This window comes from Mycolicibacterium vinylchloridicum (assembly GCF_013404075.1).
Lineage (GTDB): Bacteria > Actinomycetota > Actinomycetes > Mycobacteriales > Mycobacteriaceae > Mycobacterium > Mycobacterium vinylchloridicum.
The window spans coordinates 1-22,366 of the sequence record NZ_JACBJQ010000073.1 but is presented as its reverse complement, the minus strand read 5'-3'; the positions used below and the strand labels follow the sequence as shown (position 1 = coordinate 22,366).

Here is a 22,366-nt window from a genome sequence, read left to right as displayed (position 1 = left end):
CAGCAAATCCCGAGCCGATCAGAGCTCACCGACCGAACAGGAGGCCACCCCCGCGGCACTGACCGCCTGAACCATCACATCGAAGAATCACACGACGACGTCGTACACCACGCCCCTGGACTTGACCAGCTCGACGGGCACCTGGTCGCGGGTGACGACATCGGAGTACACCGACGACAACGCCAGCAGCTCAGGGAGATTGGTGAACTTGCCGACCCGCGTCACCGGGCGCAGCTTGGTTCCGGTCGCGTTGACCTCCACCGTCGTATGGGTGGCGGTGAACGCCGCCCCCCAGTCGCCCAGGTCGGCCACACCGGCGGCCTCCAGCAGATCGGGCCGCAGATAGGTCTGCATCACCCACAACTCGCCCAGTGAGTTCGCGATCGGTGTTCCGGTGGCGAAGGTCGCCACCCGTTCCACGACCCGGTGGGCGGGGATGCTGGCGGCCTTGGCCTCCTCGCGGCGGCGCTCGCGCAGCACCCGCAGTTTCAACGCCAGGTCTTCGGCCCGCTCGGAAGAGTTGGTGCAGTTGAGCTCGGTAATGTTGCAGACCCGCTGCAAGTTCTTGTAGTAGTGGGCCTCGTCAACGAAAAGGTAATCAGCGCCGCTAGTTTCGAAGCTCAGACCAGTGTCCTTGGCGTCTTGGGCGGTCAGTCGCTCCAGCCGTTCCTTGGCCGATTTGAGCGCGCGTTCGATCGCCTTCTTGGAGCGATCGCTGGCCGCGTCCTCGAGCTGTGTGCGCAACGTGTCGAGCTGGTCGTCGATGTAGTCGGCGCGCAATCGATCCGAGACGCCGATCGCGGTGAACGCCGATTCGGGAATGATCACCATGTCCCAGTCGCTGGCCGCCGACTGTGCGATGAGCCGCCGGCGACCCTCGGCGGTGGTGGCTGACGAACCGAGCAGCACGTTGGCCGCGGGATACCACTGCTTGGCTTCCCGGCCCACCTGGTCGATGATCGAGTTCGGCACCACGATCCAGGGCTGGCGCACCAAACCCAGGCGCTTGAGTTCCATCGCGCCCATGAACATGGTGCCCGACTTGCCCGCGCCCACAACATGATCCAGCAACACCGTGGGCTCTGAAATGATCCGAGCGACAGCGTTGCGTTGATAGAAGTGTGGTACGAAGTTATCCGAGAGGCCGGGCAGGGACAGGCGTGACCCGTCGTAGCGCGGCGCGCGTAGCGAGTTGAATCGTCGGTTGTATTCGGCCACAAGGGGTTCGCGTCGCGCCTCGGTGGCGAACACCCAGCGGCTGAACTCTTCGCTGATCTTGGTGGCCTTGGCTTGCGCGGCGAAAGTGGCCTCCACGTCGAGCATGCCGTTGTCATCGTTGATGATCACGCTGCGCGAGTTGCACAGGGCGTCAAGCAGACTCACCGCATCAGAGCCTTTGCGGGGTAGGCCCCACGTTTCGGTCATCAGGCGGCCGAAGCGCTTGTGGGCCGGGACGTCAACCACCCAGCGTCCGCCGATGTGCTCGGCGGTCACCGAGGACAGGCCGAAGGTCTCTTGGGCGAACTGGGCCACGATCTCGGCCCGAATCCACGGTGCGCCCGGGCGCACGCGGATCTCTTCGGCACTCCGATCCGGGGGCACTACCTCGCGCAGCGCGGCCACGTAATCCCGATAGATCGGGTTGTTCTGCGCGGCGGTGATCGCGGCGTCGAGTTTCTGGCGTACGTTGCCCGACAGGGCGGTGGTGGCCGGCACCAGCTCGTCGGGGTCGTCGAGGTCGGGGTAGACCAGCCCGGCCAGCAGTTCGCGCGCGGTGGTGGTGTCGACGTCGAGCAGGCCGGCGATCAGGTCCAGGTCGACGCGGCGGGCCCGGTCCAGGCTCATCGCCAAGGCCTCTTCCGGGCCCGACGCACTGAGCAGCTCGGCGCGTTTGGACACCAGATCGGTGGAGAAGATTTCGGCTTTGCGGGCCTGGCCGGTGGCCTCGTCGAAGATTTCCAGCGATGACACGACCGCCCAGCCTGGATCGTGGCGCATGCCGCCGTCGAGGTGGCGGCGCTTCTTGTACGGGGCGGGCGCGGTCCAGGCGTCGGTGTCCCACTTGTCGAGCAGCTCGGCCGGGACCGGGCCGCGGTACGGCTGTCCGGGCTCGCCCTCCTTGGTGCGCCACTTCGCCTCCGAGGCCGCGACCTTGGCGTCGTGACGCTCTTGGGTGACCTCCTTGGGCCGGACCCAGGTAAACCGGTTGATCGGGCCGTGGCGGCGCACGTAGCCGTCGTAGAGGTGGTTCAGGTGCCCGCGCAGCTGATCGCGCTCGGCGGCGGGCCGCCCGTCGCGCTGGGAGACGATGAGACTGTTGGCGGCATCACGTAAGGCGATCAACTCACGTGTCTCGGCCACCAGAGTCTTGGGGGTGTCGTGCACATCCCAGCTGTGGCCCGACCAGTATTCGATGCGGCGGTTCTCGGCGTTGTAGCGCAGCGTGAACAGGGCCGTGTGCTCGCCCTGATCGGCGGGGGTGATCAAACCCGGATCGAAGTGCTGGGCCGAGACCACGGTCAAGTCGGCGGCCGTGGCGGTGAGCCCGGCGCCGCGCATCAGTGCCGCATCAATGACCGCGCCGAGTCGGTCGGAAAGTTGGGCGGCCAGCTCGGTGCCGGTGCTGCCCTCCACAGCCAGGTTGGGGCTGCCGTGCAAGCCATGCCCGACGGTCATCGTCCCCAGGACGTGGTGCGGGTTTTCGTGGAAGTAGGCGTTGATCGAGATCGGCGCGGCGGTGTCAGGCTCCAGACCGTCGAGGGTGATGCGGGCGGTGTCCAGCCACAGCGGGCGGTTGGTGCGCAGGTCGATCGGTTCGGTGCGCCGGCGCAGTACCAGCAGATCGGTGACCACCTCGGTACCGGCGACCCGGCTGAACGCCTGCGACGGCAGCCGCAGCGCACCGATCAGCTCCCCGCGCTCGGCGATGTCGCGCCGCGCGGTATCGGAGGTGGCGTCCAGGGTGTAGCGGCTGGTCAACACCGCCACGTAACCGCCGGGCGCGGTCAACGCGAGGGCCTTGTTGATGAAGTGGTTGTGGATGCTGTGTCGGGCGGCGTTGTGTGCGGGATCGTGCACGACGAACCGGCCGAACGGCACATTTCCCACTGTGGCCGCGAAGCTGTTCTCTGGGACGCGGGTGGTTTCGAAGCCCTCGTGCCGGATTTGAGCCGATGGGTAGAGCGCGGCGGCGATGGCCGCGGTGATCGGATCGTTCTCGACGCCGACCATCACCGCATCGGTCGGGGCGTGGCCGATGAAATGGCCGCTGCCGCAGCCCGGTTCCAGGACGCGGCCTCCGCTGAATCCGGCCCGCCGTAGCGCGTCCCAGACTGCCGCGACGATGGCCGGGTCGGTGTAGTGCGCGTTGAGGATGGAGGCCTCGGCTCGGCGGTACTGTTCGCGGGTCAGTAGCTCACGCAGCCGCTCCCGTTCCCCGGTGTAGGCGTCGGTGCGGGGGTCGAATACCTCGGGCACCGCCCCCCAGCCCGACCATGCGGCCAATACCCGCTGCTCGCTCGCCGTGGCAGGGCGGTCGGCGGCCTGCAGGCGTTGAACGAGCTCGATCGCGGCGATGTTGGCCCGCGCCCGCGCCTTGGAACCAGAGGGCACCAGGACCTCGGTGCTCGCCGGGAAGTCGGCGACGCTAGCCAGGTCGGTCGCCGGTGTCGGCTCCCCCACGCCGGCCGGTGCGGGCGTAGCCGCCGGGGTCGGCGGTGGCATCTCGGCGCCGCCGGGATCGATGACGCGCGGGTCGGTCGGCTGGTCGGGCTCATCGAACAGCGAGCCCTGAGCTGCTGCTAGCGGGCGGGCAGCCCGTCGTCGCGCAGGTCCTGGTACACCATCTCCGCCAGTTCGGCCGCTAGCGGGTCGCTGGCCTGGCGGGGCAGCGCCAGTTGGTCCTCGGCCCGTGCCGCCAGCAGATAGCCCGCCTTGATCCGGAACACCGCCGAGAACTGCGGGGCCGGCCATAGCGCGGCCACCAGGTCCTCGATCGCCTCGTCCGGTTCGCTGCGGTGCTGTGTGCGTGTCCAGCGCTGCGTCCATGGCAGCGCCGGCTCGCTGGGTGGCTGCAGGTCCCGACTCTGCGGTTCCGGCGGCGGCGGGATCAGCTCGTAGAGCTGGTTGTTCAGCACGATTTCCTTCGCCGAGGCCGCCGCGGTGTTCAGCAGCCCGACTTTGGTCAGGTAGTCCGGATGCTGACCGTGCTCGCTCGTCCACTCCTCCACGGCCTGCTCCCCCAGCTCGGCCGCCAGCTCCGCGATCTGCCGGCTCAGCGTCGCCGCGGTCTTGTCCAGGAAGCCCTGCCGTTGCGCCGGTGTCCACTCCGGCGGCAGCGTCAGGTGCTCGGTGTAGACCTGCGCCACGATCTGCGCGATGTCGGGACTGGTCACCGCCGCCCTCCTCGTCGAAGAGGCTGAACAAATCCGGCTGTTCAGCGTCTTTGGGTTTGCGGGCCATATTGTCCTCACCGTGTCGTCTGGGTGGCGCAAGGGGGCGGTGGTGCGCCGGAAAGTCATGAGCGTGCGGGCGCGGCCAGGGCGCTGAGGCAGACCGAATCACGCTGTCGTGGCTTCAAGTCAGTGGCTCTGTGCAGTGCGCTGCTCAGCAGCGGGTCGGGGCACCGCTGCGCAACGGACACCCAGCCCGGATGTGATGGACCGTCTGGCTCCGATGCAGGGCTGGCCAGCACGTCGCGGACAGTGGCCAGGTCGGCGAACCCGGCGTTGGCGTGCGCTGTTGACAGCAGAACCGCGGCCAGCGGAGAAACCGCATAGGACCGCCAGAAGTCGTGACTACCGGCACTGGTGCCGGCGTCGAGCAGCCGCTGCGCGGCAGTGACATCCGCAGTGGCCGTGCGGATTTCAATCATGTCGCGGTGAGCCTTTTCGTCTAAGGTCCGAACTGAGACGTCGCTGATCCGGCGCCGGGCCCAGGTCCGGAAGGGAACGACGAGAGCATGTCGGCGGTCATGGCGAACATCCCGCCGATCACCTGACCGACCATCCAGACCAGGACAGCCAGTGCGACGAGGAGCCCACTGAGCCACGGGCCACGCCGGGGCTTCACCACTCACCGGCCGTGGGCGTGGGAACGGTTGCGCCGGTGCACGACGACCACGGGAACACGGCCAACACCAGCATCCAGCCGACATCGGCGAACTGGCGATCGTCCAGCCGGGATACCGAGCGCAGACTCTCCTGCAACTGCTCGTCCTGCGTGATGTCGCGGGCGGCGCGCGCCCATCGCTCCCGGTGCGCAAGGGCCCTGATAATCCAGTCCACCCGGCTACTCACATCGGCTCGGCGTGCGGTGTGGAGCCAGCCCGCCAGTGGTGCGCTCGCCACCGGCTTCCACCGCTGCCAGGCGCCGGCCTCCCATGGGTCGAGAATGACCTCGGCCAAGTCGCGTGCTTGCGCGGGAGTCTCGATCCGTGCGATGCGGTCCTCAAGGGAGGGCGCGGTCAGGGCGGCAGCCGCGTGTGGCGGTGCGGGGCTGCGAACGGTGCAGTGCATGGTGTGTGACCTCGCTGTGTCGATGGCTGGCGGTGGTGAGCCCAGCTCCCACACCGGCCGGGTGCCCATGGCGTTGGTGCCTCGATGCACCAGCCCTTTGCGTTCCAGTGCCACGAGCGCGGCGTACACGCGCTCGATGACGACGGGCTGGCAGCCGGTCCGGTCAAGGGCAGCCCGAAGCTCAGTGGTTGTCGACGGGCTGGACTGCCGGGCTAGCGCGTTGAGGACACGCGCCTGCAGCGTCGTTTCCGATACCACTCGGTCGGGGTCCGTGGCAGTAGAGCTCGGCAAGGGTGACCACCTTGCCGCTGTCACTGGGCGTTCCTGCTCGACTCGATCGCGCGCTGATGGCGTTCCGTCGCGCGGGCCCACAACGATTTGCGGGCCGAATCACCATTTCCCCCAGCACGCTTGCCGGTGGTGGTGAGCCGGCTGACCTCAGCGTCGTACAGTGCAACGAATTCTGACCAGTCCACGAGTTCGGTTTCGACACCGGCGGTGCCTGTGATGACCAGCCGCGCTCTGTTCCTATTTGCTGGCAGTAGGCGGCGGTAGTTCAGGGTGCTGTCGGTGTTCGACGACAACGTCTTCGAGCCGGTCGCTTGATCGAATGTCTCTTGCCTACGGGTAGTCAGTGGAGTCCATTCTTCGGCCCTACGCAAGATGTCCATCTCCGGTGCGCCGAACAAGATCAGCGCCGCGGGGAAGATGTCGCGCAGCGCTTTGGCGTAAGCGCTTCCGTAGACCACGTCGAACTGGCTTGAGGCCTGCAGCGCCAGAACGAAATTCACCCCGAACCCGCGGGCCTCACCAACGTGGCGTATCAGTGCGGGCATCGGTGCGACGTTCGTAGCCTCGTCGATGACGATCAGCAGGCGGTGATGCATTTCACCGCGAGCTGTCTTTCCCTTCCAGACCTTGATCAAGTCCTCTAGGAGAGTGACCGCAGCCCCGGCGATCGAGCCTTCTGCGGAAACCAACACAGACAGCGTCGCTGAGGGATCGTCGAGGAACTCCGGGTCAAACGGATCAGCCTGGATTCCTCGCAGGGACAGTCGCATCCACGGACTGACCGCCTTACGCATGGTCAACGCGATGCTGTCGCGTTGCTTAGGATCCATGTCTAGTGTTCGGCGTATGGCGTTGTAGAACAGTGGAATATGTTGGACGGCATGCGCTGCCGCCTGCCATCCGGGCGCAGTGGGCAGCTTCTCGTCGTCCCACGCCATGTTGTCTACAGCCAGCAGGACCCAGTCGATGCCCTCACCTATCAGTGCTGCGGCGTAAAGCATGGCCGACAAGGTAGGTTCGGTATTGGCTTCCCAGACGCCCGCGTCGGTGACCGAATCGGCACTTGAGCCCATGCCAACCGCGGACATTTGCATCATGGTGTTGCACGTGGTCACGGCGCGATCCGGTGACGTAATCAGCTTGATGGGGTCGAACGACGTTACCGTGATTCCGGGGTAGGTGGCGTCGTAGTCGGGCCGCAAGTCAACCAGCGCGTGTGGACCGTAGCGGCGTTGTGCGACAAGCTGAAACAGATCGTCTTTAGAACTCAACACGACCACCGGCCCACCCCAGAGCACCGCGGCAGGCGCTAGCACGCTGCGCGTCTTGCCGGTGCCGGTAGGCGCCGACACCAACACCATCGGCCCGGAGTCGGCCACCTTTCGCCGACCAGTGTCGGGGTCGCGCACGAAGCCACAGAACGGGGTGGGTGGAGGCTTGTAGGTCATCGGTTCTTCTTCCTCTTGGGTTCGCGGATGATCGGGGAGCGTTCACCTACCGGTGGCGTCGGCTGGGTGCCGAAGATTCCGGGCATCGTCAAGTCCCTGGCTTGCAGGCCAAAATCGACCATTTCCGTCGGCGCCGGTGGCCGCATCGGCCACCAGTCGCGTGACCCGTCGACCGCGAGCCAGCCCTCGAGAATTCCGTAGATGCCGGCGGCCAGGGCGGTGGCCGGCAACTGGCCGAGTACCCACGGCAGCAGCACCGTCTGGGCGAGCGTGGTGTCGGGGGCGTACAGCAAGACCAAGGGCAGTCCGGTGACCACCGATGCCCACATGAACGCCGCGACCGGGTAGGACCGCAGCGTGTCTGGGATTAGCTGAACACAACCCTTGTAGATGGCGCGACCCGCGGGCCAGCCGATCGGCGCCAGCACCGCGGCGACCGCAACAATGGCAAAATCCAGCGCCGCATACGGCGTCTTTATGGGCCGCGCCAGGAGGTGGTGAATTACGTCATCGTCGGCAGGATCTTCACGGGCACTGGTTAATTTTCCGGCGCGGATGCGCATTTGTCGTGCCAGAATTTCGGCACGGCGCTTTTGAAATATGAACGTGTGCTGATGCAGCGCGATCCACTTGCGGCGGATCTCGTCGAACCGATCAGCCGGCGCTGACATCGAAGACCTCCGCACCGGTGTGCTCCGCTCCAGCATAGAAGCGCTCCAGCCCTTGAGCGACGCCCAAAAGAAACTCGCGCAACTCCTTCGCGGTCCGCGTCACGCCCAGTGATTCACCCCGCGCCAGCTCCCGGTCGATCCGCGACGCAACCGTCGCTACCTCCTGCGTTATCGAGATCGACGGGGCGTCCCCCTCTAAGACGCGGTGCGCCGACCCGGCCTGCCAACCCAGCGCCAACTCCAGGCGCGCCAAGGTGCGCTCGGTCGGTCGCCGGCCCCCTGCCAATGTCTTGTACACCGTGGACGGTGACGGGCCACCCTGGGCGGCCAGCTCTTCACGGGACCAGCGCAGCTGCGCCAAACGCTGCGTGAGAAAAAACAGTAGGCGCTCGGGTCCATCGGTCGGTATCGCACTCACAACGCTGACGCTAACAATCACCGAAACCTTTTAGCTATGGACCTAGAGAATGAGTATTTGACGCCCTTACGCTCAGAATCAGTACCGCAAAGGAGTCCCCATGATCAGCAATTCGGCGAGGCGAACCGCCGCGCCCACCACGATGACGACCCCGATGTTCACCGGTTGGTGGCCCACACACCGTCATGTTTGCTACACGCGCAGCTCTGCTGCGCTGTGCGCGGTGCGGCCCGGCTGCGCGGAGGTGGTGTCGTGACGACCAGCCCCGCGGGCCGCTACAGCAGCACCGAGCACTTCCTGGCCCACATCGATGAAGCCGAATACGCACCGGTGCCCGCCGACGAGGAGGCTTTCGAGCCGTTCGAGGTCGATGAACACCCAGAAGCCGGCCGTGAGCCGGACTCCGAGATGCCGGCGGAACCCCGTACCGCGGTAGCGCCCTGGGCTAACTCTGAGCCCGACCGCGGCGAGTTCGGCGAACCGGGTGAGCCTGCGTGGTCGACCAGCGACCGTGGCGACCACGCGACCCCAGAAGATGAGCATTACGACCCCGATGAACCGGAGATGGACTACGCGCACGGTGACGGCTACAGCCCCGACGCGGCCTACCCCGGCGGCGGCTACGACGAAGATCCCGAGTACGGCGGTGATTACGGACCCATCGACGCCGATGGGCACCCGACCGCCGACCTAACCCCCTTCGGCGGCGAGGAACGAGGCGACGACGACGAAACGCCCGCGACACCACCGCGATTCAGCAAGCCGGTGGTGATCGGCTTCCTCGGCGCCGTCGGCGTGGTCACGATTGGCGTGGCAGCCGCCATGGTCGGCATGCAATCAAGCTCAACCGAGCCGACTCCCTCGGCCGCACCGGCATCGTCCGTCAGCGCCGTGCCCGCTCCACCACCACCAGCGGCGGCACCGATCAACGATCCGTCTCAAGACGTGCCGATTCCGTTCCAGGCGTCCTCACCCTGCCCGCAGGCGGGCTCCGGGTCAGCGCAGAACGTGGCCAGCGACGATCCCACCCGAGCGTGGGTGTGCATGCGCGACTCCGACGGCCAAGTCATGACCCTCGATCTCGGCAAGCCTATGAAGGTCACCGCCGTCGAACTCACCCCCGGATGGGTCGGCACCGACACCAGCGGCGCCGACCAGTGGATGCAACACCGCGTCGTCACCCGAGTGCAATGGATTCTCATCAACGGCGCCGACCGCACCGTGGTCACCCAGGACACCAAGAACGCCCACGGTCCCGTTCCGCAGGCGATGCCGTCCAACGGGCCCGACCAAGGCGTGCTGGCCTCCCAAATCCAAATGGTGATCCTGCAGACCTCGCGCCCCCCGGCAGACAGCCCCGTCGCGGGCTCCCCCACGCCGGGGGCGGACCCGTCCAACGGCGGCGGCATCCTGCCCGGCATCCTCGGCGCCCCACTCGGCGGCGATCCCAGCACCGCGCCGAGTCAAGACCCCAACTTCGGCACCCCCGAAACCGGCTCCGATCCGGTCGACAACACCGTCGCGATCTCCTCGATCACGATCCACGGCCACCCCCCGCTGTGAGAAAGGCCCACCACACCATGTCCTCGTCCACACCCGCGCTGCTGACCAACACCTGGCGCCGCCGCCTCGACAGCGGCGGCTCAGCAGTCCGAAACGTCCTCGCTGTCATCGCTTTTGCCGCATGCACCATGGTCGCAATCAACACCATCTGGGGCTGGCTCACCGACGAACCGATCGACATCGACGGCCCGGCCCGCGCGGCGGTCAACCGCACCGACTACATCGGCGGATACGCGGTCAACTGCGTCCGTCTGCTGCTCACCGTCACCGAAGCGCAACGCTCAGCGCTGAACACCTGCTGGGCACCCGACGACCTGCGCTCCCTACCCACCACCCCACCGGTCGTCGTCGACTCCACGACCATCGCCAAGATCGTGCGGACCGCCGCCTACGACGGCGTCGAACAATGGCAAGTCGTCGTGCGGGTCAACCAACGCGCCTACACCAGCGCCACCCCCGAAACCACACTGCGCCAAATCAACGTGCTCATCAGCAGCTACGGTCTGCGCGCCTCTGGACTACTGGCCACCATCAACGACACCGGCAGCGGTGCCACCCTGCCGCTGAACTACTCGGCCTCCCTGCCCGTCGGTGCACCCGACGACAAGGGACGCAACCGCCCCACCGGAAATCCCGTCTCCGACACCGTGACCGGCTTCCTCAACAGCTACCTGACCCCGGTCGGTGGGCTGGAACGCTACGTGAGCACCGACTCGGGCATCAGCGTCGTCAACACCAGTCAGCGGGCACTGATGACCGCACTTGTGGCCACCCGCATGGTCGACGCCGGCGCCCAGCCCCCCGACGGCACCACCGTCCAGGTGCTGGCCACCGTCAACGAGCTGACCAACCGATACGCGCCGCAGACGGAGCAATACCCGCTGACCCTGACGTTGCGCTCGGGCAGCTGGACGGTCACCCGCATTGATCCCGGTCCCCTGCTCAACGGGGACGCACAACTGACGCCCGTGGCACCCAGCCCCGGCCAACCCGCCCGATAACCCACCGCAGGAAAGGAATCCATCATGACCGCAATCACCGAGGCCACCGCCGACACCCGCATCCTGGCTATTGCCGACCTCGTCCAAGGCAGCCAAGGCCTCTACACCATGGGCGTGGCCATCCTGGCCATCCTGTTCCTCATCGCCGGCGGCGCGCGGGGCCTGGCCGCCTTCGGTGGTGGCCGCATCGGCTCAGCGATCGGCTGGGTGGCCGCCGGCATCATCTGCGCCGTCGTCATCGGCAGCGCCTACGCCATCTACGTCTCCACCAAGCAGACCGTCGACCGGCACACCGGCGTCACCTCCGGACAGTTCGGCTGACCATGACCGACACCGCCCAACTGTTCACCGGGGTGCACGACACCCCCGTGTACACCAACGTCCTGTTCGACAAGCCGCTGCGGATCTGGGTGGCCGTTCCCGCCGTCGTGGGAGCGGTCACCACCATCCTGCTCGCCGTGCTCAACCTGTCCTCAGGGCACGCGCTGGCGATCCTGATCGTCGGGGCGATGGTCACCGCCGCTCTCACCGGGCTCGGCGCCCTCGTCCCCCGCACCCGGCCCAGCCTCGCCTTTCGCCTCAAGGCGCTGCGGGCAGCGGTGCGTCCCGCTGTGCACACCAGCACCGACAGCGCCATCCTGGCTCGCCCCCAGCTCGTCGACAATCTGTGGTTCGGCGTCGACGGTTCGGTCTACGCCGGGTTTCTGCTCTCCGGGCTGCCCTATCACCTGCAATCCGTGCGGCGAAAGACCGGCGTCGCGGACCTGCACATGCTCCTCGGACGCGAACTACCCGCCGACAGTTGGCTTTACGGACTCGGCGTTGCCCAGGACCAACGTCAGCTGCTGCGCGCCATGGTGCATGGCTACCGCGATCGCAACGACTGGGTGGCCAGCTGCGCCCAGGTCGCCGAGCAGCTCGCCGAACAGGCCCCCAGGACTCGGCTGTACTGGTTGATGGCGCCCGTCGACGCCGGCCGCGCCGGCCATAACGTCGTGGGGCAGGCCACCAAGGTCAAAGACTGGTTTGCCGGCCGCGACAAGGAATCCGACTCTTCGCTGCGCGCCTACGCCGAGCTAGCCTTCGACATCGCCAACTCCCTTCCCCCGGAGTTCGCGCCGGTGCCGGTGACCCCAGCCATGTCGGCGTGGTTCTGGCAGCACAACACCTGGCTGGGCACCTACACAGAACCCCTGCCACGGCGGCGCCACGCCGCCAGCGCCGGTATCAACGCCGACCAGCTGCCCGCCGCGGCGTTCGACGAAGGCGATCAGCACAACCGCCCGCGCCGGCCCAGCATCTTCAACGCCCTGCCATCCTGGAAGAAATACGTGCGTGTCTCGACCGCATACGGTGCACTGCCTGTCGCCGACAGCTACCAGGCCGTGTTGCCGGTGGTCGACGCCCCCGAAGGCGGAATCGTGTTCCCCGGCTCCGAATTTCTCTCTGCTCTCGACGATCTGGACACCGGGGCTGTCTTCGACTTCGCCATCAACCTCACCGCCCGCCCTCGCGAACTGGAGTTCCGGCGCAACGACCGGGCCCGCGGCAACGTCGATGACCAGTACGATCACCGCGGCGACGTGCGCAACGGCTACACCGAGCTGCACGCCACCGAACGCAAAATCGCCGAATACAACCGGCTGCTGTCAGCCAACATCGACGAACAACCGCTCTCAGCAGGGTTTTTCGTCCACGTCGGCGCACCCGACGCTCGCACTCTCGACCACAGCATCAAGCGGTTGCGCGAAGAAATGACCCAGTCCGGTCAGATCGTCATCCGTCACTACCGCGGCGTCCACACCCGCCTGTGGTCAGTGTTCAGTCCCGGGGTCCCGCAGCACAAAAGCGGGGCCGACCAGTTCAGCCATGCCACCACCGCCAGCAAGTGGTCGCGATTCGTTCCGCTGATCTCCTCGCAGCTGGGCAACGCCACCGGGATGCTGCTCGGCTTCAACAAGAGCAACGCCAACAACAGCGCGGTGCTTCTGGACCTGCCCGGTACAGCGCGGCGCAACCACAACCCGTGCCTGATCTGCGCCGGTGCCCCCGGCTACGGCAAGTCCTACACCGCCAAGCGCATCGTTAAAGCCGAACTGCAGTGCGGCGCACAAGCCTTCATCGTCGAACCCGACGAATACGGCGAGTGGGCAACGGCTTTGGCCGACGTCCCCAACAAGGCGGTCATCGACATGGCCGGCGGCGACTTCGGCTGTGACGCCCTGCGGATCTTCCCCGAACGAATCGCCGGGTCGTACTGGCTGGACTACATGATCCCCATGCTCGGACTCGACGTGCGCAGCGTCGCCGTCGGACGCCTGCGCACCCTGCTAACTCCCGCCGCACGCCGTGCCCTGGGAATCACCAGCACCGCCGCGCTCATGCGCTACATCCGCGACATCCAAGCTCCCGCCGGGGAAGCCGACACCCGGCCGCCCCAGGTGGCACAGCTCGCCGACGATCTGCGGCCCGTCCTGCTGGCCCTCGACTCGTGGGCCACCTACGAGTTCACCCGCGCCATCTTCGACGACACCCTGCCCATCCCGGATCTCGCCGCACTCGACGTCACGATCTGGCAGACCGGCAGCCTCGACCTGCCCGACGCCGAAGAAATGGCCAAACCCCACCTGTACGCCGCCCTCAGTGACCGCCAACGCGCCTCCATCGCCATCTACGGCATGCTGGTGCGCCTCGCGCGCGTCAGTTTCTTCAACAACACCAAGCGCTTTGGGCTCCTGGTCCTGGAAGAAGCCGGGCCGCTACTCAACTCGCGAACCGGAGCCCGCGACGCGCACCTGATCAGCCGCCGTGCCCGCAAGCACTACACCGGGATGCTGATCATTACCCAGAACCCGATCAAGGATCTGGCGCTGATGGGCGACGAATTCATCACCCAGCAGGTCATCGTGCCTTTCGAGAAAGAGGGCATTGCCCGCGCCGTCGCGGCCAGTGTCGGCCTGCCGCTGGATGAATACCCCGAGTTCCATGATTTCTTCCTCGCCAAGGCAGCCACCGACCAAATGCGTGATCCCACTGCCTTCGACGAAGACTTCGACGGCACCGGCCGCACTAGCGGGCAGGGGCGCGGTGACCTCGAAGGGCGCGCCTTCTTCATCGATGAATTCCGCCGGCTCGGCGCAATCCAGGTGGCACGTGAACCCGACGAGGCTCTGCACCGCGCCTTTGACACCACACCCGATCAAGGGGCCGCGTGATGACCATCGCCGCACTGCCCATGCGACCGCTGCTGCGCGACGTCGCCGCCGAGAGGTTGGGCTACGAACTGGCCATCCACCCACGACTGCGCCGCGTCCTGATCTTGGCCCTAGCCACCCACGCCCTGGCCTTATGGGCGCTGATCACCGCGCCCCGGGCCACCGCCGCCACCATGGCCGCCGCCCTGAACTGGACAGGTATCACTGACAGCTACGGCGTGCCGATCGGCGCGTACTTCCTGTCCACTGTCGACACCATGGAAGCCCTCACCGAAGGTGGCCCCGACGTCAGCGTGGTCGACCCCGGCTCATGGGTGAAGTGGGGCACTCACGCGCTGACCACCGGTCTCACCCACGAAACCGTCGCCAGCTGGGTCCAGGCCCAAGCGTCCTGCTACATCTTCCTCATTGCCGCGGTGCTGTGGCTGCTCAAATTCGCCATGTCGAGCACCTGGATGTCCTGGCTGGCCATCTGGTTCAAACCGATCCTGGAGGCGCTGCGGCAGCTGCTCGTCGAGCTGCACTTCTTCCCCATCTGCCTGGCCCTGGGCATCGGCGTCGGCGCCTTCCACATCCTCTGGCACGGGCGCCGCGGCCACGGAGCCGCGATCATCCTGTCCGCCTTCGCCATCGGCATGCTCGGCCTGTGGCTCACCCGCGACCCGCTGGGGGAACTCACCGGCAACGACGGCCTGATCAATCAGGCCCGCACCCTCGGATTCAGTGTCGCCCAAGCGGCCACCAACAACGGCCCCATCGCCGGGGGTGGCAGCACGGGCCAGCTCAATCACCTGACCAGTGTCTTGGCGGACGCCTTGCTGCGCGCCCCGCTGCAGATCTGGAACTTCGGCACCACCGTCGACTCCATCGGCAGCTGCGGCAACGGCTGGTCGAAAGCGATCATGAGCGGCGTGCGCGACGCCCCCGCCCACGCCATGGCCTCCTGCGGCGCGCCCCAAGCATTGCACTACGCCCAAAGCATCGACGGCAGTGTCTTTGCCCTCGGCATCGGATTCGGCGTGCTGGGACTATTTTTCGCAGTGTTCGTCACCTACGTCACCTACAGCTACATCATGGTGTGCGGTGCAGCCCTGCTCAACGCGGTCATGGCCATCTTCGCTGTGGGCCCGGCCATGATCCACGGCGCACCTCGCCGCGGTGCACGCCGTCGCCTCGAACAGTTCTTCAAACACGCTTTCCTGGTGTTCGTCTACGTGCTCTACACCTGCGTGGCCGCCCTGCTCATCCTCAAAACCGTCGCCCCCGGAGGCCTGGCCTCCCAGGTCGGCATGACCAGCCCCGTCGCCATGCTCGTCCTCGTCGCCCTGTGGTCCGCGGTGGCGACCGGCATCTTTTGGTGGCTCAAGAAGGAGGTCCTGCATGACCGCACCCGCCAGGACCTCGTTGAAACCGTCCGGCAAGCAATCCACCTCGGCAACAGCGGGTACCAACGCGGACAAGCCAAACTAACGCAGGGCCGCGACCTGGCAGACAAGGCACGCCAACGGTTTTCGCGCTCATCCGGAGCCGAAGACGACGCCACATCCAATACGACATTCACCCAGTCCGCGGTGCCCGGCCGTCCGCCGGCCGGGAGAACACACGTCGGGTCCGCCGGGCGCACACCAGGAGCACCAACCTCGACTCCCACCACCGCCGTGGGCCAGCCCGGTAGCTCGGCCGCCGCGACATCGGCCTCACGGGCCGGTGCCGGCGCGGCAGCGAGCGCGTCCGGAGCTGCCGGTGCCGCAGAGGCCGGCGCGGCAGTGCTGGCCCCCGAAGTCGCCATCCCCGCTGCGATCGCGGTCGGTGCAGCCTCCAAGATCAGAGGTGGCCACCGACAGTCGTCGACCCCCGTACAGTCACCCAACGGCAGCAGGGGCCGCGAACGGGGCGCTGAACCCGCACCCGCACAGGCACTTCCGGCCGCTCGTCAGTCAGGACTGCCTTCGCCGGCCAAGCCCGCCTCCGGTCCCGCAGCCGGTGATCCGGCCGGGACGACGGCACGCCCGACACGGCCGATGCCGCCGCAGGAGGCCCCGCAGCCCGTCCCAGGACGGGACCGGTCATGACCGAGAGCCGCGCCCACCACCGGGCGATCGTGCACGCTGCAGCCCTGTCGACAAACCCCGCCCTCGCGTGTGCCCGCACCGACCTACGCACCGCCGTGCGGGCTGACGACGAGCACCACGCCGGCAGTATGCCCTCTCGGCCCGAGACAGTGCAGCCGAGGTCCTCCTGGAGCCAAAGAGCACACCGCTCGAGCGGGACTACGCCAGACGGTACTTCGAGGACGCCGACGCCACGATTGCCAAACCCACTGCCATGACGGCCGCGCGGAGGCAGTCATGAATAGCCCGCACGGGCAGTTGCAGCAGCCGAACAGCACACGTGCGGTGCCGCCAACTGCGGCACCGACATCCCCGCCGAGACGTTCCTCTGCGAACCCCACACCAAAATGCTGCCGGCGCCGCTTCATCATGCAATCCGCGACAGTTACGAGCCCGGTCAAGTTCCCACCGAAAATCGCTACCTCAGCGCCGCGATCGAGGCAATCGCGCATAAAGAGACACGCGCGAAGACGACGCTGGGACGACGTAAGCCAGTTCAGCTGGCTCTCTTCGACCTGTAACAGCTAGACCGCGGGCGTGCCGCCCTTGCCGTCAGTCGACAGGCGCTACCGCCTCAGGACGTGAACACGATCTTTAGGCAGTAACGGGGCGTCACGGGGCCCCCGTTCATGCTCGACGACGTAGACAGGTTTGCGCTGCGACCGGCCCGGGCCGCAGGCCTGCTGGCGCCAAAACGGCGCGACTGGCCATCGGTGCGTTCGCGCATCAGTGCGTGAACGACTGCCTCGGCTCGCCTTGTCTCCGGACGCTGTGCGGGGACGCAACTCGACCAGAGTTACCGTCGACGGCGGCTGTGGGCGACGGGGGTCAGATACCGGGCCGAGTTCACCGGCACTCCGGTCGGTGTCGCGATCGGCGGACTTGTCCTCAGTGCCGGGGGCCGCCCCGGAGTCGATCGAGCGAAGCGTGGACACGTTGGCCTGGCTCATCAGTAGCCACGCCGCCCCGACAATGCTGACGAACGGCTGAGCGGCCGGGTCCCCCTCGACTTCCTGCGTGCGTGGATGGTTGGGATTCAACAGGATTGAATGGGCCGGATACACCGGTGACCACATCTCGAGTGGAGTTTCCAACCCGGAATCGTGCGCCAGACGGCTCGCGGGAACGAGCTGCATCAGCCCGTCTGAGCGGGTGCGCCAAAAGACCGCGTCCCAGGGCACCGAATGCCCACCCCCACTTTCGGCTCCCGGCCCATACGGAACGTCGCCGATGGGGCGGGCCCAACACAGCAGACCGGTGGACGCGGGTACCGCTGCGGCCGGCGTCCATTCCGGCAGGCCTGCCGCGGCATCGTGAACCACCCCGACCATGTCGCGAGAGACCCAATACATCGCGGCCTCATGAAGTGCTGCAGCGTCGTCACCCATCTCCGACACTGCCGCGCTCACGCGATCGATCGCTTGGCGTACTCGCCGCGCCGAGCCGCGGGGCGCATCTGCTGCGGCGAGTTGAGCGCTGGCTTCCTGCATCTGTGCGACGCGAGCGCGCACCGTCTGATCCATCGCCTCACACCACTGTCGCCGGATGGTCGGCACACTTGTCGCCGCCCACGGCGTCTTGCCACGCGCCACTAGCCAGACCCGCCCGGCTTCACAGCCGTGCCGTGCCCGCTTGGGTCCGCGCTGCCGTCATGGCAGTGGGTTCCTGTCCGATTCGGCATCCGAGACCGCCGCCGCCACACCTTCGGCGACGTCTTCGGCGATGAGCTGTTGGAAAGGCAGCAGCTGCGCCTCGGTTAACAGGTCGTCTTGCGCCAGGAGCGCGTCGAGGTCCTCGGTGTCCAGACGGTTGTTGCGGTGATCGCGCGCCTTTTCGATGATGTTGCGGACGAAGCCGGCGTTGCCGAGCCAGTCGGTTCCGCGGATGACATCACCGTCGGGAGATCTGTTCTCCTGCACGTAAAACCGTTCGAACACGGGCCGTAGCGTCGCTTCCACCCCCTCGGCCAGAACGTCTTTGTACTCGGCGGCCATCAGCTCGGTGAGCTGCCACAGTTCATCGGGGGTGTAGGACTCGAACCGGATCACGGTCGGAAAGCGGCGGCGCAGACCTTGATTGGCGGTGAGCATTCGGTCCATCGCATTCGGATAGCCCGCCCCGAACACCACCAGCTCGGCGCGGTCGTTCTCCAGGTACGGCAGCAGGGTCTCCAAAATGGCCGTGCCGTAGGCGTCACCGCCGGAATAGCCGGTCTCGTAGAGGTTGTGCATCTCGTCGATGAACAACGCCCCGCCCATCGCGCCTTCCACGGTGGCCTCAGTGTTCTTCTCGGCATCGCCCATGTGCCGGCCGAGCAGCTTGGAGCGGCGCGTCTCCACCACGGTCGGTCGGCGCAGCACGCCGAGCCCGCAGAGCTGCTTGGTGAGTGAGCGCGCGACGGTCGTCTTGCCGGTTCCCGGCGGGCCGAGCAACAGAGTGTGCCGGGAGCTGACCGGCACCGGCAGCCCGGCTTTGGTGCGCAGTTGGTTGACCTTGGTGGTGGAGCGGATCCGCTTCACTTCGCGTTTGGCGGCCTCCATGCCGAGCATGGCGTTCAGTTCGGCGTCCCCCTCGGCGAGCAGCTTGCTGGCGACGGCTGAGTGCTTGGCCGCCTCAGCGGCTTCCTTGGAGGGTGCGCTGTCGGGGTCCCACGGGTTGGTGCGTGATTCGATGGCCTCGGGGCTGGTGAGCAGCAGGCGGATGGTCTGGTCGTCGAGCGCTTCGCGGGCCGGTGCGAACTGTGCGTCACGCGAATAGGCACGCCGCAGAAGCTGATTGGCGTCGTCGGCCTTGTCGAGGTGACGCAGGCACATGGCTTGGGTGTAGAGGGCAATAGTCGCCGCGGCCGGCAGCAGGTCGCTGTCGACGGCTTTCTGCGCGCGACGGAAGGCGTCTTCGAAGACACCGAGTGAGGCCAGCGCGGTCGCGGCCATTGCCGAGGCCGCCGCACCGTAGATCGGTAGCCGCCACACCCGGTCGGTGGAGAAGGTGGCCAGCACATCGGGCCAGCGTTTGGTCTGGAAGTGCAGTAGGCCGCGCGCGTAGAGGTGGGAGTCGGCGTCGAACGGGTCGGCGGGGTCGGCTTCCGACAGCAGCGCGTGAGCTTGGGCGTAGCGCTTCTCCCGGATCAGCGCGACCGCCAGAGCGGCGCGCAAGGCATCGCGGGAGGTGATCTCCAGCTTGAGGAACACTCCATCGGAGACCATGGGCCGAAAGGCAGTGCCGCGCAGGCTAAGACGTTGGATTTCCCAGCCATAGGATTCGCGGGCATCCCAGGCGGCCTGCACGACTTCCAGGTTGTCATCGCCGGCGACGATGCGGGCCAGCCAAGCATCGCAGATGCCTGGGTCAAGTTGGGTGGCCTTTTTGAACATGTCGGCGGCCACGGTTGGGTTGTGGCCGGCCATGACGCCATCGACGTTGATGCCTGAGGCGAGTAGGCCCCGGGTCATCGCGGCGCGGGCGGGGTCGCTGGCTTGCGTGGTGGTCATCGCCGGTAATCCCTCTCGAAATGTGTTGTGGTGTCAGCTCGCCCGATCACGCCACGCGCCGGGATGCGGCGGCGATGTCGTTGCGTTCGGACTTCACGTCGATGTGTAACCGGTACCGGAATTCGGCCGTGCGGATGACCGCGGTGTTGTTGGAGTCCTGCTCCAGGTGTACATCGGCGACACTGGCCGTTCCCGGGTTCACGGCGCGCACGGTGACGGCGGCGGTGGGGTGGTTGCCTGTCGTTCCGGTGTGGTCATAGACGACCACCATGCCTCGGCCGCCATCGGGCAGCTCGTCAGGCACCGCGCGGACTACTCGCAGGCCGGGAGCGAGCGCGCTGCGCCAGCGTTCCGGGCGGCTCGACACGACAGCCACCCGGTAACCGGTGGCGGCTGCGCGCCGGGCGATCTGAAACAGCAGCGCCAGTTCCCCGGCGACGGTCACCGAGGCCCGCCGACCCGGGCGCGCATCGCCTAGGGGAACCAGCATCGGATGGTGCTTGGCGGTCGTGCCGATCAGAATCCCGGTGGCGGCCATTGGTGCGCGCAGGTTCTCCCTGACCCCCAGCTCGCGGTGCGGCAGTTGCAGCGCTGGCAGTGCAGGCTCCAGCAGGGTGGCACGCAGCGCCTGCTCCTGTTGCCCCGACAGCGGGTTGAGCCCCCGCAGCGGGGGCTCTTTGAGCGGGCCCGCCGTGGCGTAGCGCACCAGCATGCCCACCGACACCGACCCGCCCGGCCGGGGTCGCAGCTGAATGCTGGTCATAGTGGCGTCGGTATCCGGTGCCCATAGCCGATCCAACGTCGCCGAGGTGATGTCCTGCGGTGACACCCAGTAGTTGGTCACCGCACCGGCGGGGTGCACGAGAGCCGACCACTGCGCCTGGGCGCCACCGGCCAGCGGGCCCGCGATCGCCGCGTCCAGCTCGGCCAGCTCGGCGGGATCCACCAGCCGCGACGGGCACCCGTGTGCGCCGAGCTCGACGGCCAGCCGCCGCGCGCAAGCGGCCAGCGTCGCTGCCACCGAGTCGCGGGCGGCGATAGCTCCGGCATTGTCGCGGCTGCGCATCCGCAACACACACCAGGTACTGCGCTGCCCGACCGCTCCGTAGTCGGCAATGATCCCCGAGTAGGTGGCCGCGTAATGGTGATGATCCGGTGCGGCCCGGCGACGACCGACGCTGTGGATGTCGATCCCGGCCAGCTGCACATCGAACTGCTGCACCGCCCTCGCCACCACATCGACAGGAAGCAGGACCCCGGACTGCACCCGGTGCTGATCAAGTACCGAGGGAGTGTGCGAGGGGCCGTCCACGGCGACCACCGCCAACGCCTCGAAGTCATCGCCGCGGATCGCCAATTCATCGGTGGTCCAGCGCAGCCGGTACGGGCACACCGGCGCCTCGACGGTGGCGGCCGCGGTCCGCCGCAGCACCCGCCCCCCCGCCAGCGCCGCCAGAGCCGCCTGACGCCAGGTGATCAGCAGGGCCGCGTCAAGCAGTACCGCGATTGTGATCGGCACGGCCAGGGCGACCGGCCCGTGCCACAGGTGTGTGCCGGCGGCCAGCAGCGCCACGGTCGCCGCGAACGCGACGATCACCCGCCACCAGGTGAGCCGCAGTCCGATCGGGAAGGTCGATTTCACTGCATCCTCCTGTTGCGGACGATGGCCGCCACACCGACCGCGGCGACCGCCAGCAGCGCCACGGCGCCGATCGTGCCGAGCGCGATCCATACCGGGGACATGTCCCGTCCCGGATGAGGCGGCGGCAACACCAGCGGATCAGCAATGCGCTCAGGCCGGCGCGGATCTCCGTCGGGCAGGTTGTAGGTCAGCGCGGCAACCGGATCGACGATGCCGTACCCGATCTGGTTGTCCACCCCACGGGCCGGTGGGCGCGCGGTGCGGATGAGCCGGTTGATGATCTGGTGGGAGGTTAGCGTCGGGTACTTCTGGCGCACCAGGGCGGCCACCCCAGACACGATCGCAGCCGAAAACGATGTTCCCCCAGGGTTAATCAGCTTAGTGTCGTTACCTTCCTTGCCCTCGACAGCGTTCATCAGGCCGTCGTCGCGGGCCGACAGACTTTCGATGTTGGTCCCTGGTGCGGCGATCGACACCCACGGGCCAGCCATGCTCAGGTCGGTCAGCGGATTACCGTCAGCATCCACCGCCCCCACGGTCAGCACATAGTCGGAAAACCAGGCGGGGGTGACCACCGTAGTCACGCCAGCCCAGTCGCGAGGATCGTTCGGGCTCAACGGGTTATAGATCGGGTTTTGCTTGCAATCCTTGTTGCTGGTGTTGCCCGCGGCCGCGACGATCACCGCATCCTTGTCGACGGCTGCGTAGCGGATCGCTGCGCCGAGCGCCTTCTGATCGACCACGTCGAGTGCGCTCATGCAGGACACCTCAGAGATGTTGATGACCTTCGCGCCCATGTTGGCCGCGTGAACGATGGCCCGCGCCATCGACTCGATGTCCCCGGCCTTACGTCGGGTCTCCGGATCCTCGTTACCGAACGAGTTTTCCGGGCTGAACGCCTGCGAGGATTGCCGGATGGAGATGATCTGCGCGTCCGGGGCGATGCCGGTGTAGGCGTCCGGAGGGGGAATCACCGGCGCTGGCGGCGGGGGCGGGGGC

At 67.1% G+C, this 22,366-nt stretch carries 18 protein-coding genes; 6 read left to right on the top strand and 12 right to left on the bottom strand.

The genetic code is table 11. The features are described 5' to 3' along the window. Positions 1-87: 87 nt before the first annotated feature. The 8 genes from HPC46_RS30835 to HPC46_RS30800 all read right to left on the bottom strand — a co-directional run bounded on the left by HPC46_RS30835 (position 88) and on the right by HPC46_RS30800 (position 8,344). The gene (locus HPC46_RS30835; protein ID WP_233716944.1) at positions 88-3,723 is read right to left on the bottom strand and encodes a helicase-like domain-containing protein; all 3,636 of its coding nucleotides are present in this window, start codon (positions 3,721-3,723) and stop codon (positions 88-90) included. A gap of 77 nt (positions 3,724-3,800) precedes the next feature. Then, entirely contained in the window at positions 3,801-4,394 is a 594-nt protein-coding gene (locus tag HPC46_RS30830) for a hypothetical protein (protein ID WP_005148396.1), read from the bottom strand. A gap of 122 nt (positions 4,395-4,516) precedes the next feature. After that, entirely contained in the window at positions 4,517-4,873 is a 357-nt protein-coding gene (locus HPC46_RS30825; RefSeq protein WP_179475908.1) for a hypothetical protein, read from the bottom strand. 20 nt (positions 4,874-4,893) lie between these two features. Beyond that, positions 4,894-5,070 (bottom strand): hypothetical protein, encoded by a 177-nt coding sequence (locus tag HPC46_RS30820; RefSeq protein WP_179475907.1) that lies wholly within the window; start codon positions 5,068-5,070, stop codon positions 4,894-4,896. Continuing rightward, positions 5,067-5,807 (bottom strand): helix-turn-helix domain-containing protein, encoded by a 741-nt coding sequence (locus HPC46_RS30815; protein ID WP_131542442.1) that lies wholly within the window; start codon positions 5,805-5,807, stop codon positions 5,067-5,069. The genes HPC46_RS30820 and HPC46_RS30815 overlap by 4 nt, the downstream gene beginning before the upstream one ends. 20 nt (positions 5,808-5,827) lie before the next feature. Continuing rightward, positions 5,828-7,186, bottom strand: a complete 1,359-nt coding sequence (locus HPC46_RS30810) for a type IV secretory system conjugative DNA transfer family protein (protein WP_325096846.1) — start codon at positions 7,184-7,186, stop codon at positions 5,828-5,830. A 65-nt stretch (positions 7,187-7,251) separates the two neighbouring features. After that, positions 7,252-7,926, bottom strand: a complete 675-nt coding sequence (locus HPC46_RS30805) for a hypothetical protein (protein WP_179475906.1) — start codon at positions 7,924-7,926, stop codon at positions 7,252-7,254. Then, positions 7,910-8,344, bottom strand: coding sequence for a helix-turn-helix domain-containing protein (locus tag HPC46_RS30800; RefSeq protein WP_179475905.1), 435 nt, complete (start codon positions 8,342-8,344; stop codon positions 7,910-7,912). The genes HPC46_RS30805 and HPC46_RS30800 overlap by 17 nt, the downstream gene beginning before the upstream one ends. A 100-nt stretch (positions 8,345-8,444) precedes the next feature. On the opposite strand from HPC46_RS30800, the gene HPC46_RS30795 reads away from it, so the two are divergent. From HPC46_RS30795 to HPC46_RS30770, 6 genes are read left to right on the top strand one after another with little or no spacing between them, the layout of a single operon-like run. Further along, the gene (locus HPC46_RS30795) at positions 8,445-8,600 is read left to right on the top strand and encodes a hypothetical protein (protein ID WP_179475904.1); all 156 of its coding nucleotides are present in this window, start codon (positions 8,445-8,447) and stop codon (positions 8,598-8,600) included. Further along, positions 8,597-9,907: a discoidin domain-containing protein gene (locus tag HPC46_RS30790; protein WP_179475903.1), complete on the top strand. Its 1,311-nt coding sequence runs from the start codon at positions 8,597-8,599 to the stop codon at positions 9,905-9,907. Before HPC46_RS30795 ends, HPC46_RS30790 begins: the two co-directional genes overlap by 4 nt. Before the next feature lie 17 nt (positions 9,908-9,924). After that, positions 9,925-10,908 carry a conjugal transfer protein gene (locus HPC46_RS30785; RefSeq protein WP_179475902.1) on the top strand — a complete coding sequence of 328 codons (984 nt, stop codon included), beginning with the start codon at positions 9,925-9,927 and terminating at the stop codon, positions 10,906-10,908. Between the two features lie 24 nt (positions 10,909-10,932). Further along, positions 10,933-11,229, top strand: coding sequence for a hypothetical protein (locus HPC46_RS30780; RefSeq protein ID WP_036348463.1), 297 nt, complete (start codon positions 10,933-10,935; stop codon positions 11,227-11,229). 2 nt (positions 11,230-11,231) lie between these two features. Then, the gene (locus tag HPC46_RS30775; protein WP_005148408.1) at positions 11,232-14,123 is read left to right on the top strand and encodes an ATP-binding protein; all 2,892 of its coding nucleotides are present in this window, start codon (positions 11,232-11,234) and stop codon (positions 14,121-14,123) included. Further along, entirely contained in the window at positions 14,123-16,195 is a 2,073-nt protein-coding gene (locus tag HPC46_RS30770; protein WP_005148409.1) for a hypothetical protein, read from the top strand. The genes HPC46_RS30775 and HPC46_RS30770 overlap by 1 nt, the downstream gene beginning before the upstream one ends. A 605-nt stretch (positions 16,196-16,800) precedes the next feature. Here HPC46_RS30770 and HPC46_RS30765 read toward each other — a convergent pair. The 4 genes from HPC46_RS30765 to mycP form a co-directional block, all read right to left on the bottom strand. Continuing rightward, positions 16,801-17,757, bottom strand: a complete 957-nt coding sequence (locus HPC46_RS30765) for a hypothetical protein (protein ID WP_081479164.1) — start codon at positions 17,755-17,757, stop codon at positions 16,801-16,803. A gap of 126 nt (positions 17,758-17,883) precedes the next feature. Then, positions 17,884-19,725: a type VII secretion AAA-ATPase EccA gene (gene eccA, locus HPC46_RS30760; RefSeq protein ID WP_005148411.1), complete on the bottom strand. Its 1,842-nt coding sequence runs from the start codon at positions 19,723-19,725 to the stop codon at positions 17,884-17,886. Positions 19,726-19,771: 46 nt separating this feature from the next. Continuing rightward, on the bottom strand, positions 19,772-21,367 hold the full coding sequence (gene eccE, locus HPC46_RS30755; RefSeq protein WP_005148414.1) for a type VII secretion protein EccE: 1,596 nt from the start codon (positions 21,365-21,367) through the stop codon (positions 19,772-19,774). Then, a partial coding sequence (mycP, locus tag HPC46_RS30750) for a type VII secretion-associated serine protease mycosin (protein WP_179475901.1) occupies positions 21,364-22,366 on the bottom strand: 1,003 nt, incomplete at its 5' end. The genes eccE and mycP, both read right to left, overlap by 4 nt.